Annotated in this window: 21 protein-coding genes and 1 tRNA gene; 14 read left to right on the top strand and 8 right to left on the bottom strand. The window is 63.0% G+C overall.

All coding sequences use genetic code 11. The features are described 5' to 3' along the window. Window position 1: 1 nt before the first annotated feature. The 5 genes from HAP47_RS24610 (at window position 2) to HAP47_RS24590 (ending at window position 2,894) form a co-directional block, all read left to right on the top strand. Entirely contained in the window at window positions 2–454 is a 453-nt protein-coding gene (locus HAP47_RS24610; RefSeq protein ID WP_173642393.1) for a MaoC/PaaZ C-terminal domain-containing protein, read from the top strand. Window positions 455–590: 136 nt separating this feature from the next. Continuing rightward, window positions 591–1,013 (top strand): zinc-ribbon domain containing protein, encoded by a 423-nt coding sequence (locus HAP47_RS24605; RefSeq protein WP_210285371.1) that lies wholly within the window; start codon window positions 591–593, stop codon window positions 1,011–1,013. A gap of 203 nt (window positions 1,014–1,216) precedes the next feature. Beyond that, window positions 1,217–1,510, top strand: coding sequence for a hypothetical protein (locus tag HAP47_RS24600; RefSeq protein WP_173642395.1), 294 nt, complete (start codon window positions 1,217–1,219; stop codon window positions 1,508–1,510). 137 nt (window positions 1,511–1,647) lie between these two features. Beyond that, window positions 1,648–2,019 carry a hypothetical protein gene (locus HAP47_RS24595; RefSeq protein ID WP_173642396.1) on the top strand — a complete coding sequence of 124 codons (372 nt, stop codon included), beginning with the start codon at window positions 1,648–1,650 and terminating at the stop codon, window positions 2,017–2,019. Between the two features lie 158 nt (window positions 2,020–2,177). Continuing rightward, on the top strand, window positions 2,178–2,894 hold the full coding sequence (locus tag HAP47_RS24590; protein WP_173642397.1) for a hypothetical protein: 717 nt from the start codon (window positions 2,178–2,180) through the stop codon (window positions 2,892–2,894). A gap of 90 nt (window positions 2,895–2,984) precedes the next feature. Here HAP47_RS24590 and HAP47_RS24585 read toward each other — a convergent pair whose 3' ends face one another. Next, entirely contained in the window at window positions 2,985–4,130 is a 1,146-nt protein-coding gene (locus HAP47_RS24585; protein WP_173642398.1) for an alkane 1-monooxygenase, read from the bottom strand. Window positions 4,131–4,305: 175 nt separating this feature from the next. On the opposite strand from HAP47_RS24585, the gene HAP47_RS24580 reads away from it, so the two are divergent. Next, complete coding sequence (locus HAP47_RS24580; protein WP_173642399.1) at window positions 4,306–5,316, top strand: AraC family transcriptional regulator; 1,011 nt, start codon at window positions 4,306–4,308, stop codon at window positions 5,314–5,316. Window positions 5,317–5,413: 97 nt separating this feature from the next. Here the strand turns inward: HAP47_RS24580 and HAP47_RS24575 are convergent, their stop codons facing one another. Continuing rightward, entirely contained in the window at window positions 5,414–6,316 is a 903-nt protein-coding gene (locus tag HAP47_RS24575) for a sterol desaturase family protein (RefSeq protein ID WP_231168360.1), read from the bottom strand. A 600-nt stretch (window positions 6,317–6,916) separates the two neighbouring features. On the opposite strand from HAP47_RS24575, the gene HAP47_RS24570 reads away from it, so the two are divergent. Together HAP47_RS24570 and HAP47_RS41625 are read left to right on the top strand one after the other, a co-directional pair. Then, window positions 6,917–7,252 (top strand): VanZ family protein, encoded by a 336-nt coding sequence (locus HAP47_RS24570; protein WP_173642400.1) that lies wholly within the window; start codon window positions 6,917–6,919, stop codon window positions 7,250–7,252. 718 nt (window positions 7,253–7,970) lie between these two features. Further along, window positions 7,971–8,225, top strand: a complete 255-nt coding sequence (locus HAP47_RS41625) for a glycosyltransferase (protein WP_173643138.1) — start codon at window positions 7,971–7,973, stop codon at window positions 8,223–8,225. A 1,086-nt stretch (window positions 8,226–9,311) separates the two neighbouring features. On the opposite strand, the gene HAP47_RS24565 is transcribed toward HAP47_RS41625, so the two are convergent. Further along, a tRNA-Arg gene (locus tag HAP47_RS24565) sits at window positions 9,312–9,388 on the bottom strand. 85 nt (window positions 9,389–9,473) lie between these two features. After that, complete coding sequence (locus HAP47_RS24560; protein ID WP_173643139.1) at window positions 9,474–9,761, bottom strand: hypothetical protein; 288 nt, start codon at window positions 9,759–9,761, stop codon at window positions 9,474–9,476. 222 nt (window positions 9,762–9,983) lie between these two features. Between HAP47_RS24560 and HAP47_RS24555 the strand changes: the two genes are divergently transcribed. After that, window positions 9,984–10,430: a hypothetical protein gene (locus tag HAP47_RS24555; RefSeq protein WP_173642401.1), complete on the top strand. Its 447-nt coding sequence runs from the start codon at window positions 9,984–9,986 to the stop codon at window positions 10,428–10,430. Between the two features lie 231 nt (window positions 10,431–10,661). Beyond that, window positions 10,662–10,784: a hypothetical protein gene (locus HAP47_RS41365; RefSeq protein ID WP_256459054.1), complete on the top strand. Its 123-nt coding sequence runs from the start codon at window positions 10,662–10,664 to the stop codon at window positions 10,782–10,784. Between the two features lie 323 nt (window positions 10,785–11,107). Here HAP47_RS41365 and HAP47_RS24550 read toward each other — a convergent pair whose 3' ends face one another. Then, window positions 11,108–11,917 (bottom strand): AraC family transcriptional regulator, encoded by an 810-nt coding sequence (locus HAP47_RS24550; protein WP_173642402.1) that lies wholly within the window; start codon window positions 11,915–11,917, stop codon window positions 11,108–11,110. Window positions 11,918–12,033: 116 nt separating this feature from the next. On the opposite strand from HAP47_RS24550, the gene HAP47_RS24545 reads away from it, so the two are divergent. The 3 genes from HAP47_RS24545 to HAP47_RS24535 all read left to right on the top strand — a co-directional run bounded on the left by HAP47_RS24545 (window position 12,034) and on the right by HAP47_RS24535 (window position 14,842). Further along, a complete protein-coding gene (locus HAP47_RS24545) occupies window positions 12,034–13,209 on the top strand; it encodes an MFS transporter (protein ID WP_173642403.1) in 1,176 nt (391 codons plus the stop codon). 144 nt (window positions 13,210–13,353) lie between these two features. Then, window positions 13,354–13,728 (top strand): hypothetical protein, encoded by a 375-nt coding sequence (locus HAP47_RS24540; RefSeq protein WP_210285372.1) that lies wholly within the window; start codon window positions 13,354–13,356, stop codon window positions 13,726–13,728. Window positions 13,729–13,969: 241 nt separating this feature from the next. Beyond that, window positions 13,970–14,842, top strand: coding sequence for a DMT family transporter (locus HAP47_RS24535; protein WP_173642404.1), 873 nt, complete (start codon window positions 13,970–13,972; stop codon window positions 14,840–14,842). Between the two features lie 8 nt (window positions 14,843–14,850). Here the strand turns inward: HAP47_RS24535 and HAP47_RS24530 are convergent, their stop codons facing one another. Together HAP47_RS24530 and HAP47_RS24525 are read right to left on the bottom strand one after the other, a co-directional pair. Next, window positions 14,851–16,314 (bottom strand): cryptochrome/photolyase family protein, encoded by a 1,464-nt coding sequence (locus tag HAP47_RS24530; RefSeq protein ID WP_231168359.1) that lies wholly within the window; start codon window positions 16,312–16,314, stop codon window positions 14,851–14,853. A 13-nt stretch (window positions 16,315–16,327) separates the two neighbouring features. Next, window positions 16,328–16,987 carry a peroxiredoxin gene (locus HAP47_RS24525; RefSeq protein WP_173642406.1) on the bottom strand — a complete coding sequence of 220 codons (660 nt, stop codon included), beginning with the start codon at window positions 16,985–16,987 and terminating at the stop codon, window positions 16,328–16,330. Window positions 16,988–17,375: 388 nt separating this feature from the next. Between HAP47_RS24525 and HAP47_RS24520 the strand changes: the two genes are divergently transcribed. Continuing rightward, window positions 17,376–17,957, top strand: coding sequence for a hypothetical protein (locus tag HAP47_RS24520; protein WP_173642407.1), 582 nt, complete (start codon window positions 17,376–17,378; stop codon window positions 17,955–17,957). 39 nt (window positions 17,958–17,996) lie between these two features. Here the strand turns inward: HAP47_RS24520 and HAP47_RS24515 are convergent, their stop codons facing one another. Further along, a complete protein-coding gene (locus HAP47_RS24515) occupies window positions 17,997–19,838 on the bottom strand; it encodes an alkaline phosphatase family protein (RefSeq protein WP_173642408.1) in 1,842 nt (613 codons plus the stop codon). Window positions 19,839–19,884 lie beyond the last annotated feature (46 nt).

Genomic DNA, 19,884 nt, shown 5'->3' with positions numbered 1-19,884 from the left:
GATGCTATATGCGGAAGATCTCACCGAGGGCCAGACATTCCAGCTCGGCACCTACACGATCGGCGAAGCCGAGATCCTGGAGTTCGCCGGCAAATATGATCCGGTGCCGATCCATACCGATCCCGTCGCGGCTGCGGCGGGCCCGTTCGGCGGCCTGATCGCGAGCGGCTTCAACACCATTGCGATCTATCAGCGGCTCGTCGTGGAGGCGATCTGGACCAAGGTGGCGGGCATTGTCGGGCGGAGCTTTGAGATCCGCTTGCCGAGCCCGGTTCGCCCGGGAGCCACGCTCACCGGCCAATCCCAGATCCAGATGATCACCATCAGGCCGGAGCGGCGCGACGCCGTCGTGATCTTCAAGACCGAGCTCGTCAATGACGAGCAGCGTCCCGTTCTTGTCCTGGTTCTCGATGCGCTGATCCACATGCGGCCGGCGGAGCAGGGGCGGACGTAACCTCCGCCCGGATCGATCTGGCCGCCCGGCGATGCTGCGGCTATCTGGCAATCGCCAAAGCGTATCAATGACGTCGTCCTGATATGGCCGGGCTGCCGGGCGGCAAGTTCGTCGGTGCAAGATGGATGGTATGGGCGTGAAGCGCAGCAAGCAGACGCGGGGCGAGATCGAAGCCAAACAGCGCAAGGCTGAGGAATGGCGTCGCACGCTGGCGCAACGCGCCGCCGAACGGCGGCGCCTGCGCGACTACAAGATCGCGCTGGCGCGCGACGAGGTCCCCGTGGTCACGAGCCGACTCGCGCCCACGAACAGCTATTCGATTCCTGATTTCGTCGAACGCGCAACCTATCGGCCCGAGCCTTTCGTCTGCAAGGATTGCGGCTTTGCCGAGGTCTGGACGCCGTTGCAGCAGAAATGGTGGTACGAGACCGCCAAGGGCGACGTGTTCACCAAGGCCGTGCGCTGTCGGGCCTGCCGCACCAGGGCGCGCGCACGCAAGTCCGCCGCGCGCCGCGTGCATCTGGAGGGGCTCGCCAGAAAGAAGCCTTCCGCCTCGTAGAGAGCGGGTGCAGCCGACGTCGCGCCACACTTCACATAGCGATGGATGTGGAACCCGCGCGTACGCGGTCAATGCGTCGCGCGTGCGGAACGTTTCGTTGCCAGATCGGTTCGAGACTTCGAAGCCCCCGGCGAGGGGTGTGGGCGGGGAGGAACCAGCCAGGGAAACATCCAAAGGCCGGAACCAACGAGCAGGAGCAGCGGATGAAGCTTAATTCCACGCAAGTCAAGCAGACCATGACGCAACTGAACGCGCAGGTGCTTCCGGATGATCATCCGGCGGTGGCGCAGCTGAACAGCGTGTTCGGCGAGCACACATTCTTCGTCGACACCACCGGACTCAAGGTGCTCGAACCCGCCCAGACCTCCGACATGCCGGGGCAGACCGGCGAGGTGGTGCGCCTTGCCGAGTGGAGCGATCCGGAGCTGACGTCGCTTCGGCCGCACGAGCCCGAACCGACCGGCGTGCTCATCACGCTTGAACCCAGCAAGCACTAGCAGTGCTTTTCGCAATCGGCCTTCTTGATGGTGACAGTCTCCAACGTCACGTCAAGAGGTGCCGAAAGTCACATGGCAAATCAGCGCCGCCTGCGTATGCATCGGTTCGAGATGGGTATCCAGGCGGTGAGGAGCAGATGGGGATCGTGCGGCGCTGGAGCTCTGACGAGGACGAGAAGCTCAGAGAACTCGCCAGGGCCGGCAAGAATGCTCTCGAGATCAGCAACGAACTGACCCGCAGCGCTTCGGCCGTGCGCCGTCGCGCCGAAGTGCTGTCGGTCCTCATCATGGCCAAGGCGTTTCGCGCGCGCCCCTCGCATGTCGCCACCCATCTTGAGCGGGTCGCAATTGACGCGATCCGAAATCGCCGGCCGTTTCCCGCGGGTGTCGGCCCGAGCACCATTGCCGGAATGATCGAGAAGGGCTGGATCCTCCCGGAGATGGGACGGAAATATCGCGTGACCGACGCCGGCGTGGAGGCTGTCCGCCGGAAGATCCCGAGCGGGTGAAAACCGGCGGCGGCAAGATGTGCCGGGGACCGACGCGCGATCGCGCGGCGGGATGCGAGATTCTCCGCCCGGGAAGGGCACTCGCGCCGTTGAAGGAGGAGGAGACTGACATCCAGCGGTCCCCCCCGTCCATCCAACCATCCGGCCCGATCGCACCGATGCTCAACGTCCAGCAAGTTCAAGCTCCAGATGACCGGTACCAGCGTTTCGCCGATCTTGCGCCGTTCGTTCGTGACGCGATCAGCTCCATCGCCGCATTGAGCCCGGCGCAGCGGCTGGATGTGAAATTCCTCGAACGAGAATTCATCCCTGGACTGGGGCTCAATGACGAACTGCTTCACGAGCAGCCGCCGGAGCTTGCACCGAGCTTCGGCAAGGGTCTCCACCTCTGGCAGTATCCGAATCAGCTCGCGCCGTATCTGGCCTGGCTTGCGCGCAACGCGTCCGGCATTTCCTCCTATATGGAAATCGGCTGCCGCTGGGGCGGCATGTTCATCTTGATTGCGGAGTGGCTGAGGCACAGCGGCGCCGATCTCAAGACCGTGATCGCGCTCGATCCGATCGCGCCGACGCCCTTCATCGCGACCTATTTCGAACTGCTGCAGGAGCAGGCTGGCATCGAGCCGGTCTATCTCCAGGCCTATTCAACGTCACCGCTGGTCGGTGCGCATGTCGACCGGCTGAAGCCCGACTTCGTCTTCATCGACGGCGATCACAGCCTGCGGCGCGCTGCAGGATCACCTGCTGGTGCGCTCCCACGCCAGCATTATCGTACATCACGACATCCACTCCCAGGCCTGTCCGGATACGACGCTGCTCTGGAAAGCGCTGAAGGAATTCGAAGCACCTGGCTTCGATGGGTTCGAATTCATTAGCCAGTATCCGTCGGTGAACGGCTCGTTCCTCGGCATCGGCGCGATGAAGCGGCGGCCCGGGCAGACGTAGAAGCCGGGCGACCGTCGCGATCACGCGTTCGCCGGCCGCTCGCCCAGATTGAGCTTGCTCTTGTCGCCGCCGGCCCATGCCAGCGTCTTCGGGTCCATGACGCGGAACCAGAGCGGCGGGATCGCAGCCAGGCCGAACATGCCGGTGTAGCCGTTCGGCAGCCGCGGGATGTCGTCGAAATCGCGCAGCGACTGGTAGGGGCGCATCGGGTTGGCGTGGTGATCGGAATGACGTTGCAGATGGAACGTCATCAGGTTCGAGACGATGTGGTTGGTGTTCCAGGAGTGGCGCGGCTCGACCGCCTGGTAGCGGCCGTTCGGCAGCTTCTCGCGCAGCAATCCGTAGTGCTCGACGTAGTTGGCTTGGGTCAGCGCGTACCAGCCGAGGAAATGGTGCGCGACGATGAACGGCGCGACCTTCCAGCCGAACAGCGCAATCAGAAGGGCCGCGACGACGAGCGTCAGCGCAAAGCCCTGCAGGATCTCGTTGTTGACCGACCAGACTGGCTCGCCGCGCCGGGTCAGCCGTTCGGCCTCATTGCGCCAGCCGCGCTTGAACGCGCCCGGCAGTTCACGCGTGGCGAAGGCATAGATCGATTCGCCGAACCGCGCGCTGGCGGGATCCTCCGGCGTCGCGACCCAGGTGTGATGGCCGCGATTGTGCTCGACGCGGAAATGGGCGTAACCGACCGCGCAGTTGGCGAGCATGCCGAAGAAGATGTTGAGGCGATCAGCCTTGTGGCCGAGCTCGTGCCCGATCAGGAGCGCACCGCCATTGATGGTACCGACACCGAGCAGCAAAGCGACATAAGACCACCACGGCAGCTCCTGCGTGCCGAAGAAGGCGATCAGGGCGACGTAGTTGATCCATGGAAACACCACGGTGATGCGCGCCAGCCGTAGATAATAGGGATCGGCCTCCATCGCGGCGACCACTTCCGCCGGCGGATTGTGGGTGTCTTCGCCGAACAGGACATCGAGCAGCGGGATCAGGATGAAGATGAAGACGAACGGAATCAGCGTCACCAGCGGATTGTGCGTCCGCAGGAAGAGCCAGTAGGACAACAGCGGGATCAGCGGCGGGATGAACGAGAGCATCCACAGATAGCGCTTGCCGTCCCGGTAGGTGATCGTCTCGCCAGCGGCATTGGTGCCTGTGAAGATCATCGCATTCCCTCCAGCATCTCTTGTCGAGGCGGCATTCGCCGTTGTTGTGCAGAGGATGCCGCAAGGCGGGCCTGCGCCGCCAGTTCCCAACAGGCCAATTTTGTGGCATTTTGCGCCAAGCCTGTTCCATCAGGTCCGTTCGGCTGGACGCTCGAGAGGGAGGGGCGCCAAGGCAATGCAGGGATCGGAGGCGGATGCCCTTCGCACGCCGGTGTCCGTGAGCTATGCACGGGCACTGGTGCGGGCGTTCGGCAAGACGCGGGGCGAACGCGACGAGCTGCTGAAGGGTACCGCGATCCAGCAGGACGTGCTCGACCAGCCCGGCGCTCACATGCCGGTGTCGTCGCTGGTGATCCTCGCCGCCAACATCACCCGCCGACATGGCGAGCTGTGGCCGTTGTCGGCCGCGGCGGTTTGGTCGACGTCGCTGCAGGGGGCGCTCGACGTTGCGACCAGGACGGCGCCGACCATCGCGGATGCGCTCAACACCGGCGCGCGCTTCGGGTCGACCCGCGCGCCCTTCATCCGCAACCGGCTGCGCACAACGTCGCGCTCGATCCAGATTGAAATCTCTCCTGCGGTCGCCATGGATGCCGCGCTGTGGCGCGCCGTGGCGCTGGCGGTCAGCCTCAACGTGCATGCGGTCTATGCGCAGCTGCTCGAGGATGCGATCGACCAGGCGACATTGCAGTTTCCGTGGCCGCCGCCTGCGAGCGCGGAGCGGCTGATGCAGCATTATTCCTGCGCGGTGAAGTTCAACGCCGCCGCCTTCATCTTCGACGTGCCGAAGGCGTTGTGCGCGCGGCCTTCGCCGTTTGCCGATCCGGAATTGCACGCCAAGGCGATCGAAGCGCTCGAGGAGATCGAGAGGCCGCGCTCGGACACCGCGGCGCTGGCGCGGATCGTCGAGAGCCTGATTGCGGCGCGGCTGCCGCAGCGGCTCGGCGAGGAGGAGGCCGCGCGTCTCGTCGGCACCTCGCGGCGGACGCTGGTGCGGCGGCTGGCGGAGGCGGGCTGCGCCTTCCGGCCGCTGCTCGACGGCGTGCTGCGGGAGCGCGCCCGGACAATGCTCGCGGCGGGCGCCCAATCGCGCGACGAGATGGCGGCCGCGCTCGGCTACACCGACGCCACGAGCTTAAGCCGCGCCTGCCGGCGCTGGTTCGGCGAGAAGAGTTTGCACAGCTAAAGCGCGATGAGATCAGGTTGAATCGTCATCGCGCTTTAGCTCCTTGTTTGAGCATGATCTTTTCGGAAAGCCGCTTCGCACTTTTCCGGATCATGCTTTAGCTCAGCGGCGCGCTCTGGCGCGGCTGCGCAGTCTCTCCACCTTGCGAGAGAGGTTGGGTGGCTGACGGATCGCCGCGCTTGCGCTTGGAGGTCCACGCGACAAACGGGTAGGCCAGGAGCGCCAGATAGCTGGAGGGCATTGGATGATCGACGCCAAATGCCTTCGGATCCTGCCCCTTCGGAAGGTAGGCGCTCCCGAACAGCACATCGTAGAACGAGAACAGCCCGGCGAAGTTCTTGTCTCTGGCTGCCGTCTCGCTGCTGTGGTGCCAGTGATGAAATTCCGGCGACACCAGGATGTGGCGCAACGGTCCGTAGTTCAGGCGGACATTGGCGTGAACCAGCCAGGCCTGCCAGTAGTAGACGAGCAGGTAGGTTCCGATCGCTTCGGTGGAGAAGCCGAGCGCGTAAAGCGGAAACAGCGCGCCGGCCTTCATGAACATCACGTCGAGCGGGTGCTGGTGAATCGCGGCGAGCCAATCCAGTTCCTCGACCGCGTGATGAACGGAATGGATCTGCCACATGGCGGGCACGACGTGCAGGATGCGGTGCGTCCAGTAGACGCCGAGGTCGGCGATCAGGATCACAAGGGGCACCTGAACCAGATAGGGAAGATCGCCGATCGCCTGCGTCACTGCCGCAGGCAGGATCGATTGATTGACCAGAATGGCCGCCGTCATGATGGCGATCACGCCGGCCAGCACCAGTCCCCCGTTGATGAACAGGAAGGCCATGTCGGTCAGCAGGCCACGCCTGAAAATCTTCTGAGGCCTCGCGGCGAACAGTCGCTCGAAAGGCACGAAGATCAAAACCGCCAGCAAAAGCTGACTAAGTCCAAATAAATCGCGCATTGAAAATGGCCGCCTGAAATGACGGTAGCCTATCACCTCGGCTCCCAACAACGTCAATAGGAAGGAAAGCCCAAGCTGAAGGAGCGTTAAGCGGGAGCGTTAATCGGCCCGGTTCGCATCAACTCAAAAAGTCGTTTGACCTCGCTCAACCGCAACTTGGTACCGGCCTGCATTTCGGCCGCAAACTGACGGGCGACCTCCCGCCGGATCTCGATCGGCTTTCGGGGCTTTCGTCGATAGTTGCGGGTCGGTGAAAGTTGTTGTGGCTCGCCACAAGACCAGCCGTGCCGGACCTATCTGCCGGTCAGTGCATGAAAGCCACGATCAGCGCAATCGTGACCAAGACGTATGTGCTGGTAACGGTAATGCCCAGGTATAAGCGCTCCATAACGGCCTCGCTGCCTTTAAAGGTGAGGTGCCGCCCCCTCGTTGTTCATCGTAACGCTTGCTGCGCACCGAGAAGTTGGAATTTCGACTTACGGGAGCTCTACGGGAAAGCCATCGGGATTAGTCCTTGCGGGCGACCCGGTTTTGCGCCGATCCCGCCTGTCGCTGACACGCGCGATGGGCTAATTCAGCGACAGTGCATCCAGGGCACCACGATTTGGAAACTGTTGCTTGCTTGCATCAAGGATCAGGACGTTCGGAATGGTCATTGGCTGGCTAACGCTGGCCTTTATTGCGTTCGCCACATTGTCCCCGATCCGGGACCGCCCATCGTTCGCTGCTGATCCGCACGTCGAGCATTTCGCCGCCTTCGCGGTGATGGCACTGGCCCTTGTGGTGGGTTATCCCCGGCGCGCCATGCTGGTCGTGCTATTAGTCGTTTTCAGCGCGTTCACGCTCGAAGCAATGCAATTGCTAACGCCCGACCGGCACGGCCACCTGGCCGACGCAATCGTCAAGGTTGCAGGAGGCCTCGCCGGCATCGGAGCGGGCCAGCTTCTACTGCTGCCCGTTCTGCGCAAGCTGTCCCGCCGGTGACTTCAACCGATGAACTTCGCGAACGGACAAGCAGCTTCTCCCGGGGCGAGAAAAGCCGCCTCGCTGAAGCGAGCATGACAGTCAGACGCTGACGGCCTCCGTTCAAATGAGGCATTCGTTCGGAGTTTGATACCGCGTCTACGCTCTTCCTAGCTTCGTTTCAGACGAGCGATCCTTTTGTAGTCGATCCACAACTCGACGAATTCGTGCTCGTCCAAAAAACCCTCAGCTCGGCGCTTTGCTTCTTCGTCGTCACTGCAACGAAGTTCATACGTTGCGCGTGCGACGCCGGCCGGGTCTACTCCAAATGCCACGTAAGGTTTGCGTTCTTCAATCATTTTGTCCCCATGACCTAATGGCAGTCCGATTGACGCAGCTTGGCGTCGGAAGATGTCATTGCAATCGATGAGTCTCGAATAACGAAAGAGGCCGCTGGCCGCTGAACAGCGGCCTCCTGGACCTCGATTTCAAATGGACGTCTTGGAAATAAAATCGCCGCCGAAGGTCCGATATTAGTAGACGGCAAATGCGCAACGCAGTGAAGTCCAAAACACGCTCATCCACACAGGGAACTGTTGTGACGTTGCGAGCGCGACACACTTCTGTGACCTCGGAGCCATCTACATCGGCCGCGGATCTCGGTCAGATCTCGGACGGATTATCGATTTCGTGCGCGCCAGAACCGCGGAACCATGTTCGATGCAATCGGTGATCCCGGATTCGGTATTTTGACGAGCCTGCGCCGATAACGATTGCAGCGAAGCGGAAAGCTCTATGTCGGGCTGCGCAAGGCGAGATAATAGTCCGGTTCGACGACGATGATTACTACGCGCCGCACTACGTTGATCCGATGCTCGTCTTTGTGCAGCAGCCTCGTGCGGACTCCGTGAAAATTTTCGGCTCTTCGCAGCGGCCATATGGCCGAAATGTTTCGGACCTCTTGCTGACCCCGCCGATGCTCTATTGCGCTTGATCGGATCGGATTTGGCGTCAGCAGCGAACTTGCACGGCGAACCTCAGGCGGGATCTCGAGCGGTTCGTCGGGTAGGGGGCATCGGACGAAATATCTAGATGTGGCGTTCGGCGCGTGTGTGCAAGTTCACAGAAGCATCGAAAACCAAGTGCTACGCTTAACAAGATATTGCGGTCGTTCATATTGCTGACGGAGTTTACGGTGAATTACACGGCACCGATACAGCCAAGGTTCCTCGTTCGAAAGGGAAGCACTGACTGGATGGTTTACGATCGACAACGCAAGGGGGCGGCCCAATTGAACGACTACAGCTTGGCCGAGAAACTGACGAAGGAGCAGGCCGAGCAGATCAAGCAGAGGCTGGCAACTTGGAACTCTCAGCCTACTTGGACCAGCCCGAAACGCCCATCGCGAAGTTGATTACCTCGCCCCGTCCAGCCGAGCATCGACCCACCGAACCTTGCCGCAGGAAGTGCGTTTGAGGTGCGATGTCGTACCAGTCCCGGTCGGGAAGGTCGGACAGCTTCAGCCGCCGTTGTGGTGTCGGTAGCCGACGCAGAAAGCTGAGAGGAGCCGGCGCCAGGGCCTGTACGCCAGCTCCTCCGAAACGGAGACCGTAAGACATTCCCCAATCCGGTCCCGTCCCTCTGAGAAGCCTGCGCCGACCTGCTTGCTGATTTGCTAACGGCCTCGCTCGGCTAGCCCTCGACAAGCGGCGAATAGATATCGTTTTCCGGCAGACCGGGGCGGGAGTAACCCGTAACGGCAATGCTTAGGGGCGGAACGAGCGGCGATATCAGAGGTAGTCTGTCGGCTCCCGACCCTTACACCCCCACCCGGTCGGGAGTTGACCGAATGGCGACCTCGGCGCGCGGTCCGCGTCGGGGTCGTTCCTCATTGTGCAAACGCATTTCAGAACAAACGCCAAACCGCGCCCAAGTTGCGCCCTTGTTGCGCTGAGTGATTTGCAGCGGTTGGTAATGTCTTGATCTTGCTCGCAGCGAGTCAAGCTTGCTCGCAGCACGAAAACGATCATCCAGAACGAAATTGGCTCGTCCTAAACCATTGTACGATCAATGAAAACGCTGGCGCGCTCGGAGAGATTCGAACTCCCGACCCTCGGAATCGAAATCCGATGCTCTATCCAGCTGAGCTACGAGCGCGTTGCGGGTCGATTATCAGACTTGGGCTGTCGGGGCCAGCAGGGACGGCACGGCGTCCACGCCTCCCGCCGGCCTTGCTTTGAGTTCAGAAGCAGGGATGCCGGCGATGATCCTGGCCGATATAGGCGGCCGAGCCCTGGTGGCACTTGTTGGTCGACGGGCCGTCATAATAGGCGAAGCTGCCGGCGGCCGGGCCCGGGCCGTAATTGTGCAGATAGCTGATGTGGTAGGGCAGGCCCCAATAAGCGTGGTGGTGGTGATGCCGGTGGTGGCGCGGGGTGACCGAGAGGTCGGCCGCTGCAGCCGGGGTGAGGGCCGGGATGGCCAGGGAAACGGTCACGGCGAGGGCGGCGAAAAGCTTGCTCTTGGTCATTGGCGGCCTCCTGGTATTCAAGCTGGAATCGGCTTGCGCAGCCGCTCCAAGATCCTCTGGCGCTTCATTTAACCCGGAATCCGGCCAAAAGCTGCGGGAAATCAGCCACAGCGCGCCAAATTTTGCCTTTTTGGGGATGCTTAACGGATTGCCAACACAGTCCGGCCAGAGTCTTGCGGTCAGGTCCGCCCGGGCCGCCTTTCCCTTGGTTTCGAACATTCCATGCGCATCACGCCTCTTGTTGCCTTGCTGCTCTCGGTTCTGGCGGTCACGCCAGCGCGGGCCGTTCTGCACATTACGCGTGACCATGGCGGCTATGTCGAGGAGTACAAGGCCAAGTACAAGCAGATCCGCGAGCGCCGCGAGCGTGTCGTGATCGACGGCATCTGCAACTCGGCCTGCACGCTGGTGTTCGGAATCGTGCCGCTGAACAAGATCTGCGTGACGCCGAAAGCCAGCATCGGTTTCCACCAGGCCTATTACGACAAGGCATTCACTTTCGGCATCAAGGTCACCAGCCTCGAGGGCACCTCCGACCTGATGTCCTATTATCCCGATACGGTGAAGGATTGGATCCGCCGCAATGGCGGGCTCACCACCGAGATGAAGAAGATCAAGAACGGCGTCGATCTTTGGAGGATCGTCGATCCCTGTCCGGAAGAGTGGTAGGCGCGCACGCTCGCGCGCTCCGGACCTTCTTCCAGCGCGGCGCTGCCCCTTGCCGCGTGCGGCCAGTGCCCGCGATCCGAAACCCTGCAGTCAGAATCTGGAACCGGCAGCACGAGCCATTCGTTTTGCTCATGATGCGTTCATCCTGACGATGCGATGGTGGTCCGAGCAGCGAGAGCGAGCCTCATCGCCGGAGCGGACCGGCCCAGCTCGCCCGCACAGGAGGTTGTGATGGCAACCAGGTCCAATCTTTCGAAGGCCGAGCTCGCCCGCGGTGTTGCGGGCGCCGCGTCAGCGTTGGTGCTGAGCGCGCTCGTCCTGTTCGTCGCCGCACATCACCTGAGCGGCGGGTAGACCGGGCGGCGCGTCCACCAAGCCAGTCATGAAAACAGGAAGGTCCCGATCAGGAGGCCGGCCGCAAATGCCCAGAGTCCGAGGGTGCAGGCCGAGATGACCCGAACGAGATTGCGCAGATCCACGTCCTGCCAGCTGCTGTGGGATCGATACGTCAATTGCAGGCACCCCCTGCGGCGGCCGCCTTTGCTCTCTGCTGGGGAACCCTGTTCCTCATAGATGCCCAAATGAAGGCAACGGTCGGTTGCGCCAATCACGCGTTTGCGATCTCTAGGCGCCGGTCGGCGGCCTTCCGTGCCAGCCGGGACCGAAGCCGGAGCCCATCACCCCGCAAAGGCCGAACGGCCGCCTTGCACCCTGTCGCTGAGATACTTCGCCGGCGGCTTGCCGAGCGCCTTCTTGAACATGGTGATAAACGCCGTGACGGATTCATAACCGAGCGCGGTCGAGACCTGCTGAACGCTTGCGCCGGCCGACAGCTCGCGCAACGCGACGATCAAATGCAGCTGCTGGCGCCAACGGCCGAACGTCAGGCCGGTTTCGCTCAGGACGAGACGTGCGAGGCTGCTCTCGCTCATTGCCACACGGTCGGCCCATTCGGCCATCGTGCTGCGATCGGAGGGATCGTCGGCGAGATCAGCCGCGATCCGTCGCAGGCGCGGTTCGCCTGAGATCGGCAGATGCAGCTGCTGGACCGGCATTCGCGGCAATTCGTTCAGCAGCAATTGCGCGACGAGCGACGCATCGCCGACATCATGCTGCATGCGATCCGACAGCGCGACGATGAGCTCGCGGAGCAGCGGCGAGATAGACAGCGTGCAGCAGCGGTCGGGCAGGTCGGCGGCACCGGGCTCGACGAAAACGAAGAAGATCCGCGCATTGGCGGTTGCGATGTTGGTGTGGCGCGTGCCGCCGGGGAGCCAGACGCCGCAATGCGGCGGCACCATCCACAGTCCGTTCGGAACGCGGCACATCACGCCGCCGCCGAGCGCAAACACCAGCTGTCCCTTGCGGTGCGCGTGCTCGGCCGCCTCGACCTTGTTCTCGGTGACGTCGAGGCGAATGGCGAGGGCCGGGACCGCGACGTCATCCGGATCGAGGTCCGGCCAGGGATAACGAAGTTGAAAACCCATAGCGGAGTTGAAAACCAACCGCGTGACTGAATTTAGCGATCAATAGAATAGATATGTAAATTCTTCTGGCAGCCAAGTCGATAGTTTCCGCGCGTGCAGACAGCCGGGAGCATGCGATGACGATGATTGCGCCGATGCGAAATTTGGGCGGGCAGGGGCTCCTGGTCGCAGGGATCCTGCTGATCGCCTCGGCGCTCCGTGCCCCCATCACCGGCGTGGCGCCGATGCTTGGCATGATCCGCGGGGTCAGCGCGGCAGAGGCAGGGGTCCTGACCACGCTGCCCTTGCTTGCGTTCGCCGCGATCTCACCGCTTGCAGCCATCCTCGGGCGCAGATGCGGCATGGAGCGGTCGCTGTTCGGCGCGTTGCTGGTCATCGCGGCCGGGATCGCGCTGCGCTCGTCCGGTCCGGTCTGGGCGCTGTTCGCCGGCACTGCCACCATTGGTGCCGGGATCGCTGTTGCAAATGTCCTGCTGCCGAGCCTGCTCAAGCGGGACTTCCCGACCCGCATCGCCAGTCTGACGGGCGCCTACGCGATCACGTCCGCATTGGCCCAGGCGCTGGCATCCGTCGTGGCGATCCCGCTTGCTCTATTTCCCGGATCGAGCTGGCACCTTTCGCTTGCGGGCACACTGATCTTTCCGTTGGTGGCGCTGGTGGCCTGGGTTCCACAACTGGGGATCCACTCGGCTCCGGCGACCGAGCCTGGCTCGCCGTCGCGTCGCGGGCGCATCTGGCACTCGCTGCTCGCCTGGCAGGTCACCGGCTTTCTCGGCCTGACCTCGCTGGTGTTCTACATCATCGTCGGATGGCTGCCCGCCATTCTGGGGCAGGCAGGCTATTCACCGGCGGCGGCGGGTACGCTGCATGGCGCGTCGCAATTGGCGACGGCGGTTCCCGGCTTGATCCTCGGTCCGATGGTCCGGCGCATGAAGGATCAGCGCGGCATCGCGATCGTCGTGTCGCTCGCGACCTGCGTCGCGCTGCTCGGCTTGTGGCAGCTTCCGTCGCTTGCGATGTTGTGGGTCGCGCTGTTCGGCTTCGGAGCGGGAGCTGCCTTCATCCTCGGTCTGACATTCGTCAGCCTGCGAACTACGCACAGCCATCAGGCGGCCGCACTGTCAGGCATGGCGCAATGCCTCGGCTACACGCTCGCGGCTGCAGGTCCGCCGCTTGCCGGACTTGCCCACGATGCGACCGGAGGCTGGGAGGTTGCGCTTGTCTGCTGTGCCGTCGCGACCGTACTGATGGCAGTCCTTGGCAACTTCGCCGGACGCGCGTCAACGATCTGATGCCTGTTCTGTGCGGACATACGGCCTGTCAGATCGGCTTCCGCACCGGCGGCGTATAGGGGATGGCAGATGCCCGTCGGTTGTATGCGATGAAGCCGCGCGCTACAGAGACGCTTGGCAAGCAAAAGCCCGAGGAAAGTGCCGTTGAGGATATCCGCCAATACGCGCATCGTGATCGGATCGACGCTTTTTGCCCTGGCGTCGAGTGCATTGCTTTATCTGGTTCCGGCGAGCCCGATCGACAGACTTCTGCTGCGCGGCACCTTTCACTTTTATCAGGGGCACGCGTTTCTCGTCCCGGTCAAATACGTGGATGGCGAGATCAAGACTGCCCGGCTGTATGAAGATGACAGGCTTCTCGGTCCGGCGAACAGCACCCAGCAAGAGATCATCGACAAGGGCGCCGGCCGATTCGGACTTTACCGGGATCGCTGGGGCTATTTCGGACCGGCCTTGATGTTCTCGACAAGCGACAATACCGACCCGAACACGAACGGCAGGAAGTATCACCTCAGATGACGATGTGACGTGCGGAGCGACCTTGCCTTCCAGTGGCGGGAGGTATCGAGGGTGATCGGTACGAAGGCGGTGCCGAAAAGCGTTGGATCGGGCACGACAACATCCGCCGCCGCTATGGGTCTCTGCTTTCGCATGGACGACACTGTGGGTGAGGCGCCACCGCTTGCAGCGGTAGGCTCGCCCGCCACCCCAAAAATTCGCGATTGCCGGTTGCCTCTTCTTCAGGCAATGACGGCCTGCAATGAACAAGAGCTTCGAGGAAACTGCCGCTCGTCTGGCACCGGCGATTTTTGTCGTGCTATGGAGCACGGGATTCATCGGCACCAAATACGTCATCAACAACGCGGAGCCGCTGACCTATCTGGCGATCCGGATGGCGTTCGTGGTGGTGGTGATGGCGGCCATCGCCGCGGTCGCGCGGCCGAAATGGCCGGACCGGACAGGTGTTTTCCACAGTGCGGTGGCCGGCATTCTGGTGCATGGCTTCTATCTCGGCGGCACCGCGATTGCGATCGCGCATTCGATTCCCGCAGGCCTGTCGGCGTTGATCCCGGGCTTGCAGCCGATCCTGACCTCGACCATCGCTAACCGCTGGCTCGGCGAGCGCGTCACGCCGCTGCAATGGGCCGGGCTCGTGCTCGGTCTCGCCGGGGTCGTGCTGATCCTGCACAACCGGCCGATGACGGGCGATGCGGGGTGGGGCTGGCTTGCCTCCGGCGTCTCGCTGATCAGCATCACGCTTGGGACACTGTACCAGCGCCGCTACTGCAACCAGATCGACTGGCGCGCCGGCAATCTGGTGCAGTACATCGCGGTGACGATCTTCTTCGGCATCGGTGCCTGGCTGTTCGAGACCAATGTCGTGCATTGGACCAGCGAGTTCGTGCTGGCGATCGCCTGGCTGGTGTTCGCGCTGTCGATCGGCTCGATCGGGCTGCTGTATTGGCTGATCCGTCACCATGCAGCGACCTCGGTCGCGAGCCTGTTCTATCTGGTGCCGGCGGTGACCGCGCTGATGGCCTATGTGCTGTTTGGCGAGCGGCTGGATTACGTCGCGATGGCCGGCATGGCGGCCTGCGCCGCGGCAGTACTGGTGGTCAACCGCCGCGCTTAGTTCTTGCTCTACTCCTTGCCGCGGATTTTTGCATAGGCCGCGAGCGCGCGTTCGCGGCCCTGCTTGTGATCGACAATCGGCGGCGGATAGGTCTTGCCGAGCTCGATGCCGGCGCTCGCAAGTTCGATCGGCGTCGCAGTCCAGGGTTGGTGGATGAGGTCGTTCGGCAAACGCGCGAGCTCTGGCACCCAGCGCCGGACATAGGCGCCGTCAGGATCGAATTTCTCGCCCTGCAAGATCGGATTGAAGACGCGGAAATAGGGCGCGGCGTCGGCGCCGGAGCCCGCGACCCATTGCCAGTTCGCCGGGTTGGAGCCGGCATCGGCATCGACCAGCGTGTCCCAGAACCATTCTTCGCCGGCGCGCCAGTCGATCAGCAGGTGCTTCACCAGGAACGAGGCCACCACCATCCGCACCCGGTTGTGCATCACGCCGGTGTGCCAGAGTTCGCGCATGCCGGCATCGACGATGGGATAGCCGGTCAGGCCGCGCTGCCAGGCCTTCAGGAAAAGCGCGTTACGCTTCCACGGAAACGCGTCGAACTGTTCCTGCAGGTTCCGATCCGCCATGTCGGGGACGTCGAACAGCAGATGGCGGCAGAACTCGCGCCAGCCGAGCTCGCTGAGGAATTTGTCGATGTCGCCGGCGTGGCGCGGGTGCTCGGCGACGGCGAAGCGGGCGGCGTGCCAGACCTGGCGGGGGCTGATCTCACCGAAGCGCAGATGCGGGGAGAGGCGCGAGGTGCCGTCGCGGTCGGGCCGGTCGCGATCGCCGGCATAGCCGCTGATATTCTCATCGAGGAACGCCTTTAGCCGGGCCTGTGCCGCGGCTTCGCCCGGGATCCAGGTCTCGCGCAGGCCGCCGGCCCAATCCGGCCGGGTCGGTTCGAGATTCCAGTCGTCGACGGCCTCGCTCGTGATGTCGCCGATGGAGGTGAGCTTCTTCGGTGCCGGCAACGGCTCTTGCGGATCGCCGAGCGCCTGCACACGCCGCCAGAACGGCGTGAACACGCGCAGGCCACGGTTGTCCTTGTTGCGGATGACCTTGGGGTCGACGAGCAGGTCGCCAGGGAAAATCTGCGAAGCGATACCGTCGCTTGCGAGCGCGGATGCAACGTCTGCGGCAATCGCTTGATGCGGCGCCTGCGCGATGTCGTTCCAGAACACGGCGTCCGCATGGATGTCGCGCGCCAGCGTGGCGATTGCGGGAGCGGCCGGTCCCGTGCGCAGCACCAGCGTTCCGCCGATCGCCTCAAGGCTTTTGCGGAGTGCGCGCAGCGACTGCGCAAGCCACCAGCGCGTCGCACCCCCGAGGGAGCGCGCGGCTGGAGGTTTCAGGGCACGGCTTGCTTCGTCGCGGACGTAGAGGCCAACCACGGGCGCGCCGCGGGTGGCCGCTTCATGAAGGGCCGGGTGATCCGACAGCCGCAGATCATCGCGGAACCAGACGATAACAGGCTGTGCGCGGGCCACTGCGTCCCGGCCGTTACTTCGGCTGCGGCACGATGCGGATGTAGGGCTTCGGTTCCTTCCAGCCCTGCGGATAGATCGTCTTGGCCTCGTCATTGCTGACCGAGCCCGCGATGATCACGTCCTCGCCCTGCTTCCAGTCGGCAGGGGTGGCGACGCGGTGCGTGGCGGTGAGTTGCAGCGAGTCGATGACGCGCAGGATCTCCTGGAAGTTCCGGCCCGTGGTCATCGGGTAGACCAGCACCAGCTTGATCTTCTTGTCGGGGCCAATGATGAAGACGTTGCGGACCGTCTGATTGTCCGCCGGCGTGCGGGTGAGGGGATCGCCCGAGGTCGAGGCCGGCAGCATGTCGTAGAGCTTCGAGACGTTGAAATCGATGTCGCCGATCATCGGATAGTTCGGCGCCGCGCCCTGGGTTTCCTTGATGTCCTCGGACCATTTGGCGTGACGATCGACCGGATCGACGGACAGGCCCATCAGCTTGACGCCGCGCTTGTCGAATTCGGGCTTCAGGCGGGCGAGCGCACCGAGCTCGGTGGTGCAGACCGGGGTGAAGTCCTTGGGATGGGAGAACAAAAGCACCCAGCTATTGCCGATCCAGTCGTGGAACTTGATCTTCCCTTCGGTGGTCTCGGCTTCGAAGTCGGGGGCGACGGCGCCGATCTGAAGTGCCATGATTTTACCTCATCTCTTTGAAGTTGCATCTAAATTTGTATTTGAGGTGGTCTGTTCCAGTATAGGACGCAGAAAGGCTTAAGTGAACGGGTTCTGAAAAAAGGTGAGACATTTCTCCTTGAGAGTGGAATTCCAAGCAATTTGTTTTGATCTGTACTCGTGCGGCGAAATATCAGCTGCGGCACAAAGGCTTGGAAATGCCCAGATAAAGCCGCTTATCGCCGTCATCACGCCGGCCCCGGCTGCTATAGGACTGAACTGCGACAGCGTTTAAAGCGACCAAATGGCAACCATCTAAAAATCTCGGAACGCAAGTTTCGAATCGTTAACCACTCGTTTACGCCCGCATGGAAAAGCTGGCCTCAGATAGGAATTGAAAGCTCCCACAATGTCTACCCCAAGTACCAAGACCGCTGAGGCTCTCAGCGGTGCGTTGCATCCATCCTGCCGCAAGACCGCCGCCCATGCGCTGACCATCGTGCGCGATGGCGTGATCACCGGCGAAGGCCCCACCACCAAGGGCCGTATCCATTTCTCCCGGTCACTCGATGCCGATGATGCTGCCTGGTGCGCGCGCATCCTGACGGCGGCCGCGGTCGAGCATCAGCCGGTCAGCCGGGCCGAGATCGAGGCGCTGTTCGCGATCAACGAGGCCGCTGCCGAGCGCAGCGATGGCGGCCGGTTCGACGACCTGCTCGCCAAGGCGATCGCCCATCACGCCGCGTCGGAGTCCGGCCTGCCGGTGCCGCCGCGCACGGTGGCGCTGTCGCCGGACACGAACATCGATCGCTGGGCGCCGACCCAAGGCACCAACATGGACACCAAGGTTCTGGAATGGATCGCGGGCCGGATGCGCGGTCAGCGCCGCACCGGCCGTGCGCTCGCGGCGATGGTGGCGACGCTGGTCGGCGCGACCGCGCTGCCGCTCGCAGCCCAGCTGCCCAACGTGTTCGACATCGGGATGATGTGATCATCCCGAACCAACGGCTTCAGGCGAGAGCGGCGGGGATCACTTCCCCGCCGTTTTCTGTTTGCCGTCGATAGCCTCGAGCCCGAGCGTCCGCCCCGGGAACCCGGCGACGTCGAAATAGCGGGTCGAGAGCACGCGCTGGAATTTCAGCACGGTGCGCAGGCCGTTGGCCGACGGCTTCTTCGACATGATGGTGCCCTCGGCCATCTTCGGCACGATGCCGTTCGGCAGTGCCTCCGACATCACTCGGCCGATCAGCCCCCCATTGTTCGGCGCGCGCAGCCCGAGCAATTGCGCCGCGGTCATGCCGACATCGGCGTTGCTGACCGGCAGCGGATCGACATAGCCCGCCTTGAAGTCGGGGCCGATCGCCGCGGTGAAGTTGAAGGTGTCGCCGCGGCTGAAGCTGCCATGCATGCCCTGGCCCTGGCGCAGCACGGTATCGGCGATCTGCACCGAGCAGTTGGTCGGGATCTCGCAACCGCTCGACCAGGAGCGGAAATTGACCACGATCGACGGGTTCGGCGTCACCGCCTTGCCCTTCAAATTGAGGTTCGACATCGGCAGCGTGCCGGGGAAGTTGCCGAGCTTGTCGTCGACGAACAGGCCGCTGACATAGTCCTGCCCGAGCAGCGCCTTGATGACGCGGTCGGCGAGCTTCTTGTCGCGGTGCGGCAGATAGATCAGGTCCGAGCCGCCATTGGTGGCGATCACGACATCAGGCTTGGCCGGGTCCTGGCCGAGCACGCCATTGCCGGCCTTCGGATGGGCGTTGTCGGCGACCTTGGCGTTCTTGTCGTTGGGGTCGAACAGCGGCAGGTTCAGCGCCTTGGCGAGATCGATCGCCAGAAAGCCCATCGGCAGGAAATCCTTCGGCGTGTCGTCATAGGCGATCTTGGCCGAGGGGCTGGTCTTGCTCTCCTTCGAGATCGTCGAGAAGCCGTGGTCCGAGGAGACCATGATGTTGGTGTTGGCGGCAAGCCCGAGCTCGTCGAGCGCCTTGCGGAGCTGGGCGAGGTTGTTGTCGGCATTCTTGATGCCGGCCATCGAGGTCGGGCCGTTGATACCGGGGGCGATGGTGTTGAGGCTGTCGCCGGTGTTGTGCTGGCTGCCGTCCGGATCGCGCGACCAGAACACCAGAACGAACGGCTTGTTGCGCGCCTTGAACATCGGCAGCACGACCTTGGTCGCGACGTCGGCCATGTAGGCCTGCTGGGCAACGTTGGCGACCGTGGTACCGGGTGTCTTGGCATCGCCGGCCTTGGCATTGTCGCCGCGGCCCGGGGTGGCGAGCGGCAGGCCGGCCTTGGTCAGCGCGTCCTTCATCTCGTCGGAGAGCGGAACGCCGGTCTTGCCGCCGGTGGAGTCATCGACCACGATCGTGTTCTTGCCGCGATCGGTGTGATCGAACAGCAGGGTCGGGCCGACCTTGCCGATGGCCGCGGTGCTGAAACCCTGGCCGCGAGCCATCTTCAACAGCGTCTCCTCGTTGAGGTAATCGCCATTGAAGTGATCGTCGATGTCGGCGAGCACGGCGTCGTTCTCGATGAAGGGGACAACGGTGTCGCCGGCGGGCGCAGAGGTGTAGCCGGTATAGATCGTGTTGGAGAAGGTGCCGGTGTCACCGAGATAGTGGCCGGTCGACAGCGCCGAGCTGTTCGCCATCGTGAAGGTCGGAAACAGCGAATGCGAATTCTTGAAGTGGACGCCCTTGTCGCGGATGTCGGCCATCGTCGGCGCCGTGTCCGCGTTTACGATGCCGCCGCGCAGGCCGTCGGGGACGAACAGGATGAGGTTGCGGGGTCTTGCATTTTGCGCGGAAGCGGCGCCCGCCGAGAGCGCGATCATGCTCGCGGAGAGTAGTGTAATGGCACGGCGCATTTTGTTGTTCCCCCTGATGAAACCCCGCGGCAGGCCGCCGCAGCTT

It is taken from the genome of Bradyrhizobium sp. 41S5 (assembly GCF_011516665.3).
GTDB lineage: Bacteria > Pseudomonadota > Alphaproteobacteria > Rhizobiales > Xanthobacteraceae > Bradyrhizobium > Bradyrhizobium quebecense.
The sequence above is the reverse complement of the archived record's forward strand: the minus strand, read 5'-3'. Positions and strand labels throughout refer to the sequence as shown.